Consider the following 15,468-nt stretch of genomic DNA (forward strand, 5'->3'; position numbering starts at 1 on the left):
CGGTGCAGCAGGGTTGCCATCCGTCGATTCAGGCGCGACTGCGCTCAGGGCAGACCCAGCGTACTGCGTTCGAGTGCGCCGGCACCGCGTGGCTGCGCTGCCGGTGTCGGCACCTCGGCCGGCCAGGCGGCCCCGTCATACAGGTGCGCCCACAGCCGATCCAGCGCCGCATAACCGTAAGGCAGCAGCGGCACGTGCTGATCACCGAAACCGGGCAGCACCAGGAACGCATCGAAATGTTGCGCGTGCGGCACCTTCCAGTAGATCGGCTGACGGCCCTCGTCGCGCAGCCATGCCACATACGGCTCGGAGCTGAACGCGGTTGGCAGCAAGCCGTCGCTGGCGCCGTGCACCACCCACAGCGGCAGGTCACTGCGCGGCAACCGGGCGGCCGTTGCGGCAATGGATGCGTGCAAGGCCTGTGACTCGTGATCGTCGCCGGTCCACAGCCCACGCAGGCATTCATTGCCGATCAAGGTGGGATCAGTCGAGACACTGGTGCCACCCAGCAGACCGACACCGTTGCCGGGTGGAATGCCTGAACCATCCGCCCACCATGCCGCCCGTGTGGCGGGATCGGCCACGGCCGGCAAACCCTTGGCATCGATTGCCGCGTAGTGGAAGCCACACGGCATGTCGCCCGCGCCACGGCGCAGGTAGGACGAGGCATAACCCGCGGCAATCACCCGCCACAAGTCGAACGCGGTGGTGCTGGCAGCGGTGCTCATCGCTTCGTCGGTCCAGCCACGGGCATGCAGATATTGACGGGCCTGCTCCGCCTGTTCGGCCGCGGTGTTGCCACTCAACTTGCCCTGCGCACGCAGGCTGGAACAGCGCAGCGGCCATGCCGGTATCGGCACACCCTTGGGCCCGCGTGCCAGTGGCACCTTGGCGAAATGCTCCGCGCTCAGCGCACATGGCAGCCAGATCGCCGCCTCGGTGGCGTAGTCGTACATCGCGCGACCATGCACGGGGACGTACACGTTCGGCTCCAGCGCCACCACGCCGGCGAAGAAATGCTCATGATCGAGACCGGCTGCCTGCAACACCGCGCCGCCGCCGTTGGACAGGCCGGTGGCGATGATCTTCGTGTTCTGCGGCGTGAACGGTGCCTCGGCGGGAAACGCGCGGTCGAGCATGGCCAGGCCGAACTGCGCCGCCTGGATCACATGCCGGCCCCAATCGGCCTCCGGGTTGTCACCGGAGTTCATCTGCTTCACCGCGATGCCCGCGCTCTGGGGCGCTGGCGTAGGCTGAAACTCCAGCTCCGCCTCACCGCGTTTCGCGCGTCGACCGTCCAGTGCCACACCGCTATTGTCGGCATAGTCGAAATAGCCGGCGCCGGTACCCTTGTCGGTATAGGCCACCGCGCAACCATGCGGCAGGCCCCACGCACCAGCCAGCGCGATCGCGCCATAGATGCCGCGCGAGCCGGACGAGGCGGTCACCACCAGGCAGCGCTTCTGCCGATCGAAGTGATCGGGCACCTGCAGCAGCACGCGATGCGGCGCGCGAGCACCAGGAATGCGCGCGAACGCCTGGTATTCGCGTCCCGGCACGTCCGGTACGCCGCCATACACCGTGCCGTAGCCGCCCAGCGGGCCGAGATCGGCGATACCTTTCCAGCTGGTCTGGATGGCCCGCTGGCGCAGTTCCTCCGCCGTCGGGTTCAACGCGTCGGCAAACGGCCGTGGTGTGCTGGCCAGACCAGCCAGCCCCAACCCGGCGCTCAACAGATCATCCTGGCCGCGATGATCGGTAACCCGCACTTCGCCGTAGTCAACATCACGCATTGCGGATTCCTTCGGCACCGGGTTGCCGGCGCAGGCCGACAGCACGAGCAAGATCAACAGGGAGGACACACAGGCGGATTTTTTCATCCCGCCACCATATCAAGCATGCACGCACACGCCATCGTACGAAAGTCCAGCATCACACCAGTGACCCTTGGACCTCGACGGCCGCGCTGCGGCCCGCTAACGTCAACGACATGACGAGCCTGCTGATCGCTGACGACCACCCGTTGTTCCGCGCCGCGCTGCGCCTGGCAGCCAGCGAAGGCCTGCCCGGTTGCCACATGCGCGAAGCCGCCGACCTCGCCAGCGTATTGGCTGCCCTGGCTACCGAACCAGACACCGACCTCGTCCTGCTCGACCTGCACATGCCCGGCAGCCAAGGGCTGTCAGGCCTCGCCATGCTGCGCGGCCAGCATCCCGGCGTGGCCGTGCTGGTGGTCTCCGCCCACGACGAACCGCGCATCGTGCGCCGCGTGCTCGATCACGGCGCCGCCGGCTTCATCCCCAAAAGCGCCAGCCCCGCCGATATCGGTGAGGCGATTCGCAGCGTGCTCGACTGTGGCACCTGGTTGCCACCCGGCCTCGCCGACGCCATCGCCGCCCTGCCCGCCAATCCGGCCGACACTGATCTCGCCAGCCGCCTCGCCCGCCTCACCGAACAGCAATCCCGGGTCCTCACCCTGCTCGCCGAAGGCCTGCTCAACAAGCAGATCGCCGACCGGCTGGCGATCCAGGAGCGCACGGTGAAGGCGCATGTCACGGCGATCTTCGAGAAGCTCAGAGTGAGGAATCGCACGCAGGCGGGGATGTTGCTGCGGTCGTTGGATCTGGGGGAGCCAGCGCGGGTGATGTGACAGAAGCTTTCACCCGAAGACGGATACCGAAGGTGGCTCGCAAGGCCGCCACCAAAACGGAGATTGAAGCCGCACCGGCTCACGGTGCGGCTTCGCAATGTAGCGACGCGGCATTCAGAGCTGCAACGAACCGCCGGCCAGTTTATTGACTTCCGCCATGATGGCCGTCATCTGCGGGGCGGATTTGAGCGCATAGTGATTATTGGTGTAGCCCCACCAATCCCAGCATCCATAGGGGTTGTAAGGAGCATAGGCATCGATCGTCTGTGGATAGAGCACGATGATATTGTTCGTGTCAGCCCATTCGTTGATGCCGCTGTCATGCACGAAGGTTGTGCCTACCGTTTCCTGATTTTGCGAGCATCCATGCAACGCCACGACCAGGCGACAGGCCTGTCCCGCTGCGCAATTCTTGGGCACGAAGACCCAGCCCGTGCTATCCATCGAGATGGCCGCGCAGTTTCCATTTGCGCAAAACGGATTCTGATTGAACTGGATGAAGCTGCCACCCAAAGCACCTGAATTGCGCGCCTGGAGCGTGCCGTAAAACATCGTCAAGAATGTCTGTTCCGGATCGATGCCGCAGTTATTGATGTACGGCAGTGCAAGATACAGGCAGGCGGTGAGTGCGTCCGGCGACACCCAGGAATGCTCTGCCGCGGTGTGGTTGTTGTAGGTGATCTCACTGCCCGATGTGAAACTTTGGTAGTACTGATACAGGTCGTTCATCGTTGCCTGATAATCCACCGTATCCAGCGTGCCACTGAACATGTAAATCGGCTTGCCGACGATATTGCTGACCGGATCGATCGCGCCTGCCGAGGCTTCTTTATTGGTATAGCTGACCAGCGACGACACCGGCACGCTGACGCCGGTAGCGCAGGCCTCGCCCCAGAGCGCGTCATTATCCTGCGCGCAGTAGTACGTACCGCCGGCCATCACGGCGGTCCCGTAGATCGCTTTTGAATAGGCTACTTGCAGCTGTGTGGCCATATAACCGCCTGATGAAATGCCTGCCACCGTTACGGAGCTAGGTGTGATGTTGTACGAGCCGAGCGCCGCTTGTGCCCTCGCAAACGGAGAAGCGATCGTGATAGCGCTGAACAACACCGCCATAACCAAGAATCTGAAGTGTTTCGAAAACATCGAAGAGTCCTCCATCGTCACGTGAGTGTGTTATCGATGCCGCCCGATATGCCCCCATCAGCACCGTCGCCAAAGCCCTAATGCGGTCGCCGCAATGGAGATCGCAAAGCGAGAAGTGACCACGGAGTTTGGAAAAGGGCACTCATTCGCCTCGCCAAGAGAGCACAAGGTGGTAATGAGTTGAATTGGACGATAGGGCTATGCGGCTGTCGCGGTGTCGTGTCGGCCAAGCCGATCCAGGCGTTACGCCGGATCCCGGGCCAACCTGCCTTAGGCCCACCCGGCACCCGCCGTTATCCGTTGCAACACCTGCCTCAATGCCAACGGCTTCAAGGGCTTGTACAACACGCCCAGCCCTGCATCGAGCAATCGCTGGCGCAGCTCGCCGTCACGGTCGGCCGTAAGCATCACAGTTGGCACATCAGCATGCAGTTCACGCAGCCGATGCCACACATCGAATCCTGTATCGCCGCCATCGAGGTGGAAATCAAGGATATGCAGGTCCGGTCGCCACGGCGCAGCCAGCGCCTGCTTGGCATTGCGCGCAGCGTGCACATGCCAGCCCCAGCTGGTCAGCAGGCTGCTGAGCGCGGCGAGTGCAGCGGGCTCGTTATCCAGCACCAGCGCACGACCAGCGGGCAGTGAGTGCTGTGCATCAGCGATGGGTGGCAATCGTATCGCGGCACGTGCCATCGGCATGCTGAGGTCAAACACGCTGCCCCTGCCGGGCCATGAGCGTAGACCGAGCGGATGGTCGAGCAACCCAGCCATGCGTTGCGCGATGGACAAACCCAGCCCGAGTCCCTGCCCGCCTGCAGCACTTCCGCGACGAAACTCCTGGAAGATCAGTTGCTGCTCGCCCGGCGCGATGCCGGGGCCGGTATCCCAGACTTCCACGCGCAACTGCTCGCCGTGTCGGCGCACACCAAGCAACACGCGGCCGTATTCCGCATAACGCAACGCATTCGACAGGAAGTTCTGCAACACGCGGCGTAGCAGCTGTGGATCGGAGCGCACCCATGCACGCGTGCCGACCACGTCGAACTGCACGCCGCGATCCAACGCAATGGCCCGGAATTCGGCAGCCAACGGATCGAGTACGTCGGCCAGCGGGAATGCGCGCGGCTGGGGATGCAGACGGCCACCTTCCAGACGCGCGATATCGAGCAGGCCAGCGAGCAGACCTTCCGTAGCAGAAAGCGCACCGTTGAGGTGACGTGCAGTCGTGGCATCGGCACCGCGCTCGGTCAAAGAGTGAGCAAACAGCTGCGCGGCATGCAGCGGCTGCATCAGGTCGTGGGTTACCGCGGTGAGGAAGCGGCTCTTCGCCTCGTTCGCGCCCTGTGCTTCCGCCGATGCCGCGGCCAACGCGCGGGTGCGTTCCTCCACTCGCAGTTCGAGCGTCTCGTTGACGCGCTTGAGCGAGCCTTCGGCCTGGCGGAATGCGGTGACGTCGGTGAAGGTGGCAACAAAGCCGCCTCCCGGCATCGGGTTGCCGCGGATCTCGACCACGATGCCATCGGGAAAACGCCGCTCGGACAGATGCCGAGTGCCGGCACGCATGTGGGTGAGCCGGCGCTGCACACGGCGCTCGACTTCACCGGGGCCGAGCATGCCGGCCTCGACGTTGTGACGGGTCAGGTCGGCGACCGGGCGGCCTACCTGCAGCAGTTCGTCGGGATAGCCGAACAGGCTGGCGTAGCGGCTGTTCCATGCCACCAGTCGCAACTCGGCATCGACCACGCAGATACCCTGGCTCATGTTCTGCAGCGCCGCCTCCAGCACGCGCTGGTTGAAGCGCAGATCCTGTGCCGCCTCGCCGACGATGGCGACGACAGTATCCAGATCATCGCGTCCCTGCCGATGCACCACTTCCAGCAGCAGCCGCGCCGAGGCGGCGCCAATCACTGCAGCCAACTCATGTTCCACCTCAGCGACTCGAGTGCTGCCGGACGATCCGGTCAACGGTGCGTTATGGAACAGGTGTTCGACACGCTCGGCCGGCAGGAAGCGCGCTGCCAACGCGCGTAGCTCGGTCACACCGACATCGCCTACGCTGACCGCACGTGCGTTACGGCCATAACGCGATCCGGCCACTGCCAGCATCACCGCACCGTTCGCCGCCAGGCTCACCACTACCGCGCGGCCCAGCCGGTTCCAGTCGCCCAGCCCGAACAGGTCATCCGGCGACAGCCAGTGCAGACCGAACGGACCCACGTGCAGCCACGGCAAGGTGGACGGCAACAACGCCGGCGAGACCGCATACAGCCAGACCAGGGTGCCGACTGCCAGTCCGGCCATCACCGCACGCGACCCCAGCTGCGGACGGTATACCGCCGCCAGCAACGCCGGCGTCAGCCCAGCCAGTGCGGAAAACGAGATCGCGCCGATATCGGCCAAGACCTCGTTGCGCGCCAGCACCCGGCTGTATGCCCAGGCCAGCAACAGCACCAGCAGGATCGCCACTCGTCGGTGATTCAACAACTCGCCGCGCAGATCGCCGTGCTCGTCGCGACCCCAGCCGGCCTTCACCCGCAGTGGTGCGATGAAGTGATTGACCACCATCAGGCTCAGCGACAGCGTAGCGATCACCACCATGCTGGTGGCAGCGCTGAGGCCGCCGAGAAACGCGATCAGGGCCAGCCCGTGCTCGCCGCGCGCCATCGGCAGCGCCAGCACGTACATGTCCGACGACACGCCGCTCGGCCCAAGCAAGGTATCGCCCAACCGCGCCAGTGGCAGGATCGGCAGTGAGATCAGCAGCAGGTACAGCGGAAACAGCCAGCGCGCACTGCGCAGATGACCGTCGTTCCGGCACTCCACGATGCCTGCATAGAATTGATGCGGCATGGTGAACATCGCCAGCGCACCGAGCAGGATCAGCGCCGGGAAGCCGCTGCTGTCCGGCGGTGGTGGCACGTTGACTGGCATGCCAGCCGGCAACGCAGTGAACAACAAGGTACCCAGTGCCAGCATCGCGCCGAGCTTGAACAGCGACTCGAACGCCATCGCCAGCACCAGCCCGCGGTTGTGTGCCATGGTCGAGGCACGCCGCGTACCGAACAGCATCGCGAACAGCGCCATCAGCAGCGCGACATACAACGCGCTGTCCTGCCATGGCACGGATTCGGCCAGCTGCCCCTGGCTTAGGATGCCGTAACTCATCGCCACCGCTTTCAGCTGCAACGCGATGTACGGCACGATGCCAATCACCACCACCGCGGTGACCAGCGCGGCCAGCCCCGAATGTCGCCCCAGCCGCACCGCGATCAGGTCGGCCAGCGAGCCGGCGTTGTACTCGCGCACAAGCTGCACCATTCGGCGCAGGAATTTCAGCGCGAACAGATACATCAGGATCGCACCGACAAACGTCGGCGGCAGCCACCAGCCGGAGCGGCTGGCCTGGGTGACGGTGCCGTAGAACGTCCACGAGGTGCAGTGGATCGCCAGCGACAAGGCGTAGATGATCGCCCAGCGCTTCTCGAACAGATGCGGGCGGCGTTCGCCGAGCAAGGCCACGCCGAACAGCAGGCCCAGCCAGCACAGCGCTGCGATGGCGATCAGGCCAGCGCTCAGCATTGTCGGCTCCGTGCGCAACCGATCAATGTGCGGGTTGCAGCCCCAGTGCGTGTACCGCGTTCACCAGCCAGCGCAGCTGCACGCCGTGGCGGCTGTCGTAGTCGGCTCCGGAATATCCCCACCAGTCCCAGCATGCTTGCGGATTCAAGGGCGCGAAACTTGCGCGAGTCTGAGGATATAGCACTGCCACGTCATAGACGTCGGCCCAGCGGTTGAAGCCGGCATCTTTCACGAATGCATCGCCCACCGCCTCGGCGTTCTGCTTGCAGCCGTGAAACGCGACCACCAGGCCACACGGTTTGCCAGCGAGGCAATCGGGCGGCAGGTAGACATAGCCAGTCTTGGCCAGCAACGCATCGGCGCCATCCGGGCGCAGTGTGTCCTGGTCGAACGTGCGTAGCTCGCCGAGTGCCTGCGCTGCCGCATGCATAGGCTTGCCGAACATCTGCGCGAAGATCTCGCCAGCCGCATCGAAACCGCAATGGCCCAGATACGGCGACACCGACTTGTCGCAATCGCCACCGCTGGCGGCCACTGGCAGATTGTGGGCGAATGCGCGCTGGCCATCATCATGCACCTGCATGCCGCTCAGGCCAGGCGTGTTGTCACGCAGTTGCTCGTAGAAATGCGCCCCGGCCTCAGCCACCGCCGGTGCCACAAGCACATCGGCGCTGCCGTGCAGCAGGTAGACGTGGGCATGCGCTAGATCCTTCAGGGGACCGATCTCGCCGGCAGCTGCACGCTTCGTGGCACTCGCCACCAGTGTGCCGACATCCAGTGCCGGCACGCCTTTCATGCAGCTGCCAAGGGCAACATCAAGCTTGCCGCCGGCGCAGCCATAAGGACCACCAGCGACCAGCGCCGCGTTCGGGAACAGCTCCGGATAGGCGAGCTGCGCCTGGGTCGCCATGTAAGCGCCGGACGAAAGTCCGACCACAGCCACCCTCGATGGATCAAGCTTCAGTTTTGGCAGGGAACCTGCCGGCTGGGCCGCGCAGGCACTGCCACTGCCGAGCAATAACGACAAACCGCACAGGCGGATCCAGGCTCTCAATGACATGGACGATCTCCGTAATTCGACAACCGCATACGCAGAATTCGCGACCGATCATGCGCAGCCATGGGGGCGGCACACGAGCGATCGTCACAAAGCTTAGAACGTGTAGCGCGCAGTCAACGTCACCATCCGGGGCGCACCATAGAAGCCGGTGACGATACCAAGGGCGGCAATGTTGTAGCCGGTGGTGCGATACGCCTTGTTGGCGAGGTTCGAGCCTTGCAGGCTAAGCGTCCACGGCTGGTTGATCTTCCAGATCAGGCCGGCATTCCACAGTCCGTAGGCCGGCTGTTCGATCAGCGGCGACAGAGTCGTCTCCGGGAAGACGCTGGTCTGGTAGGTGTAGTTGATACGACCGGTAATGCTGCCACCGTCGGAGAGCGGGAAAGTGCGCTCGAGGTTCAGCGCACCGGACCATTTCGGCGCATTGGTGAAGGTCTGCGTGTCGGCGATGTTCACGCCGGCGCTGATGAACTGCGTGTACTTGGTATGCAGGTAGGCGAAGTTGCCGCTGACCGTCCAGTTCTCCGCCGGTTTCCAGGCGAATTCCTCTTCCAGGCCGTCGATATGGCCCTTGCCGGCGTTGGTGAAGTCGCCGAAGAAGCCCTGGCTGTCGTTCGGCAGCGTGTACGAGGTAAACACCGACAGTTGGATGTTGGAATAGATGTTGTGGTAAAGCGCCGTGTTCAGCAGCAGGCTGTCGTCGAAGAAGGTCATCTTGCTACCCAGTTCGTACGACTTCACATTCTCGTCCTGGATCGGACGGCACGACTCGGGAATCGCCTCACAGTTCGCACGGATGTTGTAACCGCCCGAGTGGAAACCCTCGCTATAGCTGCCATAGAGCATGACATGGTCGTTCGCGGTCCAGCTCAGCGATGCCTTCGGTGACACGTTGTGCGAATCGTGCGAACCGGTGAAGTCGGCCAGCGTGGCAATCGGATTGGTGAAGCTTGCATTGGCGTAGCCGTAGTTCTGGATCAGCGCGGTCTTGGTCTCGTCGGTCAGCCGCATGCCCACGTCAAGGCTCCAGGCGGGACTGATGTCCCAGGTGAAGTCGCCATAACCGGCATAGCTTTTGGTACCGATGCTGCCTCCGGTGCTGCCGTACTGCGAGTAGCCCAACGTGCTGTAGGGGGGCGAGCCCAGGAAGATGTTCTGGATCTGGCCGTCGGCGGTTCCATTGAAGTAGTACACGCCGAGCACGCCATGCACGGTGCCGCCGGAATCGTAATTGGCCTGCAGCTCCTCGGTGAACTGATGATCCTTGTAGACCGCACCGACGTCGGCGATCTGCTGTGGCAACGTGTCGAAATCGATATTGGTGTCGGTGGACGAGCCGCGATACGCGGTGACCGATTTCAGGCTCCAGGCCGGGCTTGCGATCCAGTTCATCGTGAGCGCCGTTCCCCACAGTTTGGTGTGGTTCAACTGCGCCATGCCGCTGCGCGTGTCGTAGTCGCTCGACAACGGCGCGTAGGTCGGGTCAAACGAATTGGCGGTGAGCATTTTCGCGCCGCGCGGATTGGAATTGTCGCGCAGTCCGTCGACTGACAATTGTGCGTTGAACGTGGACGTAGGAAAGAAACCGAGCGTCGCGCGCGCGGCATTGGTGTTCTTGTCGCCGTTGCGGCTGCCGTTGACCAGGTCGGTACCGAAACCATTGTTGTGTTCGGTGGCGTAGGCGACACGGGCGCGCCACACACCATCGGCACTGGCGCCGCCCAGGCTACCCTTCACGTCCTTCTCGCCATGCGTGCCGACGGTCGTCTCTACCGAACCCTCGGTCTTGGTGGGCAGTGGGTTGGACACGTACTTGATGGCGCCGCCGATGGTGTTCTTGCCATAGAGGGTGCCCTGGGGGCCGCGCAACACCTCGATGCGTTCCACGTCGAATACATCCAGCATGGTGCCCTGCGGGCGTGCCAGATAGACATCGTCCAGATAGATGCCGACCGCCGGATCGAAACCCCAGGTGGGGTCAGCCTGGCCGACGCCGCGAATGTAAGCGGTCAGCGTGGTGTTCGAGCCGCGGGCGGCGTAGATCTGCAGCGACGGTACCTTGCCCTGCAGGTCGGCGAGGTTCTGCACGTTCTGGTTGAACAGCGCCTGGGCGGTGAACGCGCTGACAGCGATCGGCACGTCCTGCAGGGTTTCCTCGCGCTTGCGCGCGGTGACTTTCACTTCACCGAGCTGTTTGGCATTGGCCGGCTTGGCCTGATCAACCGGGGCGCTGTTGTCGCTGCTCTGTTGCGCATACAGCGGCACGGCAAACAGCAGGCCGGTCGTCGCCAGACCAATCGCCAGACTCAGATACGTGCGCTTCATGACTTCCCCTTTCGACTAGGCGCATCCATCGCAGATGGATGCAGGCTGTTGACGCAACCATCGACGATGGATGCTGATGCGACGGAGAGTAGGCAGTCGGCGTCGGCACGACACTCGTACCTTCGTACAGTGCCTGCGCGGCCGGCACGCGCCGATACTCGGCCCTCGTCGACTCCGACCTTGTCGCCCGAGGATCCGCAAGGATGGCTTTCCTGATCGTGCTGGCCGCGCTGTGTTTCCTGATGTTTGCGGCCTACCGTGGCTACAGCGTGATCCTGTTCGCGCCGATCGCTGCACTGGGCGCAGTGTTGCTGACCGAGCCCGCACTGGTTGCGCCGATGTTCACCGGCCTGTTCATGGACAAGATGGTCGGCTTCCTCAAGCTGTACTTTCCGGTGTTCATGCTTGGCGCGGTATTCGGCAAGCTGATCGAATTGTCAGGGTTCTCCAAGGCCATCGTCGCCGCCACCATCGGCCTGGTCGGACGCAGCCGCGCGATCCTGTCGATCGTGCTGGTGTGCGCGTTGCTCACCTACGGCGGCGTGTCGTTGTTCGTGGTGGTGTTCGCGGTGTATCCGTTTGCCGCCGAACTTTTCCGCGCCAGCAATATCCCGAAGCGGCTGATTCCCGGCACCATCGCGCTGGGCGCGTTCACCTTCACCATGGATTCGCTGCCGGGCACGCCGCAGATCCAGAACATCATCCCCACCGCGTTCTTTGGTACCACGGCATGGGCGGCACCCTGGCTGGGCACGATCGGCGCGGTATTCATCCTGATCGTGGGCCTGGCCTATCTGGAATCACGCCGGCGCAAGGCTGCTGCCGCGGGCGAAGGCTATGGCGGCAATCTCGTCAACGAACCGGCGCCGTTCGAGTATGCCAGGCTGGCGCACCCCTTGGTCGCGTTGCTGCCGCTGATGCTGGTCGGCGTCTGCAACAAGCTGTTCACCGATCTCATTCCGCGTGTCTACGGCGAAACGCAGTCGTTCCTGCCCAGCGTGGTGGGCGACGCCAAACCGGTGGTGCAGGAAGTGTCCAAGATCGCCGCGATCTGGGCGGTGGAAGGCGCACTGCTGGTCGGCATCCTGTGCGTGCTGGCGTTTGCCTGGCAGCCGGTGATCCGGCAGTTTGCCGATGGCAGCAAGGCAGCGGTCGGTGGGGCGCTGCTGGCCTCGATGAATACCGCCTCGGAATACGGCTTCGGCGCCGTGGTCGCCGCCCTGCCCGGTTTCAAGGTGGTCGCCGATGCACTGCACACCATCCCGAACCCGCTGGTGAACGAGGCGGTCACTGTGACCGCGCTCGCCGGCATCACGGGCTCGGCCTCCGGCGGCATGGGCATCGCGCTGGCGGCGATGGCCGACACCTTCATCGCCAACGCGCATGCGGCCGGCATCCCGCTGGAAGTGATGCACCGGGTGGCTGCGATGGCCTCCGGCGGCATGGACACACTGCCGCACAACGGTGCCGTGATCACCCTGCTCGCGGTGACCGGACTGACCCATCGGCAGTCCTACAGGGACATCTTCGCGATTACCGTGATCAAGACGCTGGCGGTGCTGGTGGTGATCGCCACCTACTACCTCACCGGCGTGGTGTGATCAGGCCGCAGCGCAGGCGGATATGCCGGACAGGCAGGTGGATGAACAGATAATCGAAATTGCGGGCAAGTTGTCACATAAGTCCGTATAATTGGTCGATTCACCCTTCAAGAATCCTGCGTGACGGCCACCGCGCCGCCCGAGTCGATCCCATGTCTATCGAAAAACTGCGCAATATCGCCATCGTCGCCCACGTCGATCACGGCAAGACCACTCTCGTCGATTGCCTGCTGAAGCAGTCCGGCACGCTCAATGAGCGCACCGTGCTGGCCGAGCGCGTGATGGACTCGAACGACCAGGAAAAGGAACGCGGCATCACCATCCTGGCCAAGAACACGGCCATCACCTGGCAGGGTAACCGCATCAACATCGTCGACACGCCGGGACATGCTGACTTCGGTGGCGAAGTGGAGCGCGTGCTGTCGATGGTCGACTCGGTGCTGATCCTGGTCGACGCGATGGACGGCCCGATGCCGCAGACCCGCTTCGTGACGCAGAAGGCGTTCGCGATGGGCTTCAAGCCGATCGTGGTGATCAACAAGGTCGACCGTCCGGGGGCACGCCCGGAGTGGGTGGTCGAGCAGGTGTGGGATCTGTTCGATCGTCTGGGCGCCACGCCGGAGCAGATGGACTTCCCGATCGTCTACGCGTCGGCGCTGAACGGCTACGCCGGTCTCAACGACGACGTGCGCGAAGGCGACATGACCCCGCTGTACGAAGCGATCATGCAGCACGTCAGCAAGCCGGACGTGGATCCGGATGGCCCGTTCCAGATGCGCATCAGCCAGCTCGACTACAACAACTTCGTCGGCGTGATCGGTATCGGACGCATTCAACGCGGCATCTTGAAGAAGGGCATGCCGGTCGCCGTGATCGATCGCCATGGCAAGAAGCGCCAAGGCAAGGTGATGCAGGTGCTGGGCTTCCTCGGCCTGGAGCGGATCGAGCAGGACAGCGCCGAGGCCGGCGACATCGTCGCGATCTCGGGTATCGCCGACCTGACCATCTCCGACACCGTCTGCGCGCTGGATACGCCTGAGGCGTTGCCCGCGCTGACCGTGGACGAACCGACCATCTCGATGACCTTCCAGGTCAACAACTCGCCGTTCGCCGGCAACAAGGATCTGTCCGGCGGCAAGTTCCTGACCAGCCGCCAGCTGCGCGAGCGTCTGGATCGTGAGCAGGTGCACAACGTGGCGCTGAAGGTCGAGGAAGGTTCCGACGCCGACAAGTTCCTGGTCTCCGGCCGCGGCGAGCTGCATCTGTCGGTGCTGATCGAAAACATGCGTCGTGAAGGCTACGAGCTGGCCGTATCGCGTGCGGAAGTGATCATCAAGGAGATCGACGGCCAGAAGATGGAGCCAATCGAGCAACTGGTGGTCGACGTTGAGGAAGTGCACCAGGGTGCCGTGATGGAAAGGCTCGGCGTGCGCAAGGGTCAGCTGAAGAACATGGAGTCCGATGGCAAGGGACGCGTGCGTCTGGATTACGAGATCCCGGCGCGTGGCCTGATCGGCTTCCAGAACCAGTTCAAGACCCTGACCCAGGGCTCGGGCCTGCTGTTCCACGTGTTCGACCATTACGGTCCGAAGGAAGACGGCCAGATCGCCAAGCGCCTCAATGGCGTGATGATCGCCAACGCCGGCGGCACCACCCCGGCCTACTCGCTCGGACCGCTGCAGGATCGCGGCAAGCTGTTCGCAGCCGAAGGCGATAACGTGTATGAGGGCCAGCTGGTCGGCATCCACGCCAAGGACAACGACCTCACCGTCAACGTGATCAAACCCAAGCCGCTGACCAACATGCGCGCCTCGGGCAAGGACGATGCGATCCAGCTGACCCCGGCGACCAAGTTCACGCTGGAACAGGCGCTGGACTTCATCGACGACGACGAACTGGTCGAGGTCACCCCGAAGGAAATCCGCCTGCGCAAGAAGCACCTCACCGAGAGCGACCGCAAGAAGTCTTCGCGCGGTTGAGCCATCGCCTCATGTGATTGAACAGAAGGCCGCCGCAAGGCGGCCTTCTGTCGTGTGGTCATGGCGAAGTCATTTTTGCCTTCGCACCCATCACGCGCAAACCGGGCCGCTGCCGGGCCAACTTGCGTAGCAGTTCGGCGAAGCTCTGCAGGTCGTCATGCCAAGGCGAGGCATCGCGCCAGTACAGCGCGATCTCGCGACCTGGCGCCTGCCCCTTGAGTTTCGCCAGCACGATGTTCGGCATCGAAGCCAGCCGTTCGTGTGCCAGCGCCGGTACCAGCGCGTAGCCACCGCGCAGACTGACCAGTGCAGCGAGACTTTCCAGGCTGACATCCTGCACGTGGCCATGCTCACTGCCGTCACTGTCGAGGCCATCGGCATGACTCTCGGCCATCAAGGTCGCCTCGGCCGGATCGAGCTGGTCCAGCGCAATACTGCTCTGGCCAGCCAAGGGATGATCAGCACGCAGCATCAGCTCCCATGGTTCGGCAAACAGCGGCCGCATCGCGATGCCGCTGACCGCCGGCACCGGTGGTGCAAGCACCGCATCGAGTTCGCCCTCATGTAGCCGGCGCAACAAGCCACGTGGCTTGCCTTCGGAAATGCCTAGCCGCGCGCCCGGAAAATGCTGCGGGAACGGCTCGATCAGATGCGGCAGCAAGTACGGCCCCAGTGAAGCTGGCACGCCCAGGCGCAGCTCGCCGCCGAATGCCACCGCACCGGCACGGGCGACCTGCTGCAGGTGTTCGCCAGCCGCGATTACGGCATCGATCTGCAGCAGTAGTCGCTGGCCACCAGCCGTCGGCACGATGCGACGGCCACCACGCTCGAACAACGGCGCACCCAGCGCCTGCTCCACTTTCTGCACCTGATGCGACAGCCCTGACGGACTGATGTGCATGGCCCGCGCGGCGCTGTTGAAACTGCCGTGACGGTGCACGGCTTGCACCAGTGCCAGATCGCGCAGCGAGACCGCAGCAAGGGCCATCGAAATCATCGAATGCTGCATGTCATCAAAGGCGTTTGTGTGCGGTGGTCATCGGGCTCATCCTGTGCGGCGAAAGCAGCCACGTGCGTTGGCGCAGTTTACTCGCCATACCCGTCATGCAGGCGCCCCACGACTCACGC

The 15,468-nt window shown here is 63.7% G+C and carries 9 protein-coding genes; 3 read left to right on the forward strand and 6 right to left on the reverse strand.

What is annotated here, in order from left to right; all coding sequences use genetic code 11:
• Positions 1-44: 44 nt before the first annotated feature.
• Positions 45-1,793, reverse strand: coding sequence for a D-(-)-3-hydroxybutyrate oligomer hydrolase (locus GSQ75_RS12560; RefSeq protein WP_254058568.1), 1,749 nt, complete (start codon positions 1,791-1,793; stop codon positions 45-47).
• A 197-nt stretch (positions 1,794-1,990) separates the two neighbouring features.
• Here GSQ75_RS12560 and GSQ75_RS12565 point away from each other — a divergent pair, with 197 nt between their 5' ends.
• Positions 1,991-2,650, forward strand: a complete 660-nt coding sequence (locus GSQ75_RS12565; protein ID WP_158755223.1) for a response regulator transcription factor — start codon at positions 1,991-1,993, stop codon at positions 2,648-2,650.
• Between the two features lie 114 nt (positions 2,651-2,764).
• Here GSQ75_RS12565 and GSQ75_RS12570 read toward each other — a convergent pair whose 3' ends face one another.
• From GSQ75_RS12570 to GSQ75_RS12585, 4 genes are all read right to left on the reverse strand, one after another.
• The gene (locus tag GSQ75_RS12570) at positions 2,765-3,796 is read right to left on the reverse strand and encodes a PHB depolymerase family esterase (protein WP_158755224.1); all 1,032 of its coding nucleotides are present in this window, start codon (positions 3,794-3,796) and stop codon (positions 2,765-2,767) included.
• A 270-nt stretch (positions 3,797-4,066) separates the two neighbouring features.
• Positions 4,067-7,375 (reverse strand): PAS domain-containing hybrid sensor histidine kinase/response regulator, encoded by a 3,309-nt coding sequence (locus GSQ75_RS12575; RefSeq protein WP_158755225.1) that lies wholly within the window; start codon positions 7,373-7,375, stop codon positions 4,067-4,069.
• Between the two features lie 22 nt (positions 7,376-7,397).
• A complete protein-coding gene (locus tag GSQ75_RS12580; protein ID WP_158755226.1) occupies positions 7,398-8,435 on the reverse strand; it encodes a PHB depolymerase family esterase in 1,038 nt (345 codons plus the stop codon).
• 93 nt (positions 8,436-8,528) lie between these two features.
• Positions 8,529-10,760: a TonB-dependent receptor gene (locus tag GSQ75_RS12585; RefSeq protein WP_158755227.1), complete on the reverse strand. Its 2,232-nt coding sequence runs from the start codon at positions 10,758-10,760 to the stop codon at positions 8,529-8,531.
• A gap of 203 nt (positions 10,761-10,963) precedes the next feature.
• Here GSQ75_RS12585 and GSQ75_RS12590 point away from each other — a divergent pair, with 203 nt between their 5' ends.
• Together GSQ75_RS12590 and typA are read left to right on the forward strand one after the other, a co-directional pair.
• Positions 10,964-12,361, forward strand: a complete 1,398-nt coding sequence (locus GSQ75_RS12590) for a GntP family permease (protein ID WP_158755228.1) — start codon at positions 10,964-10,966, stop codon at positions 12,359-12,361.
• Between the two features lie 152 nt (positions 12,362-12,513).
• The gene (gene typA, locus GSQ75_RS12595) at positions 12,514-14,340 is read left to right on the forward strand and encodes a translational GTPase TypA (protein WP_158755229.1); all 1,827 of its coding nucleotides are present in this window, start codon (positions 12,514-12,516) and stop codon (positions 14,338-14,340) included.
• 58 nt (positions 14,341-14,398) lie between these two features.
• Here the strand turns inward: typA and GSQ75_RS12600 are convergent, their stop codons facing one another.
• The gene (locus tag GSQ75_RS12600) at positions 14,399-15,349 is read right to left on the reverse strand and encodes a LysR family transcriptional regulator (protein WP_158755230.1); all 951 of its coding nucleotides are present in this window, start codon (positions 15,347-15,349) and stop codon (positions 14,399-14,401) included.
• Positions 15,350-15,468: the final 119 nt, after the last annotated feature.

It is taken from the genome of Dyella sp. S184, from assembly GCF_009766065.1.
Taxonomy (GTDB): domain Bacteria; phylum Pseudomonadota; class Gammaproteobacteria; order Xanthomonadales; family Rhodanobacteraceae; genus Rhodanobacter.

What these genes read in the sequence shown, in the direction of transcription:
- typA (WP_158755229.1), top strand. Translation starts at nt 12,514, where the DNA reads ATGTCTATCGAAAAACTGCGCAATATCGCCATCGTCGCCCACGTCGAT.
- GSQ75_RS12575 (WP_158755225.1), bottom strand. Translation starts at nt 7,375, where the DNA reads ATGCTGAGCGCTGGCCTGATCGCCATCGCAGCGCTGTGCTGGCTGGGC.
- GSQ75_RS12600 (WP_158755230.1), bottom strand. Translation starts at nt 15,349, where the DNA reads ATGCAGCATTCGATGATTTCGATGGCCCTTGCTGCGGTCTCGCTGCGC.
- GSQ75_RS12580 (WP_158755226.1), bottom strand. Translation starts at nt 8,435, where the DNA reads ATGTCATTGAGAGCCTGGATCCGCCTGTGCGGTTTGTCGTTATTGCTC.
- GSQ75_RS12565 (WP_158755223.1), top strand. Translation starts at nt 1,991, where the DNA reads ATGACGAGCCTGCTGATCGCTGACGACCACCCGTTGTTCCGCGCCGCG.
- GSQ75_RS12570 (WP_158755224.1), bottom strand. Translation starts at nt 3,796, where the DNA reads ATGTTTTCGAAACACTTCAGATTCTTGGTTATGGCGGTGTTGTTCAGC.
- GSQ75_RS12590 (WP_158755228.1), top strand. Translation starts at nt 10,964, where the DNA reads ATGGCTTTCCTGATCGTGCTGGCCGCGCTGTGTTTCCTGATGTTTGCG.
- GSQ75_RS12585 (WP_158755227.1), bottom strand. Translation starts at nt 10,760, where the DNA reads ATGAAGCGCACGTATCTGAGTCTGGCGATTGGTCTGGCGACGACCGGC.
- GSQ75_RS12560 (WP_254058568.1), bottom strand. Translation starts at nt 1,793, where the DNA reads ATGCGTGATGTTGACTACGGCGAAGTGCGGGTTACCGATCATCGCGGC.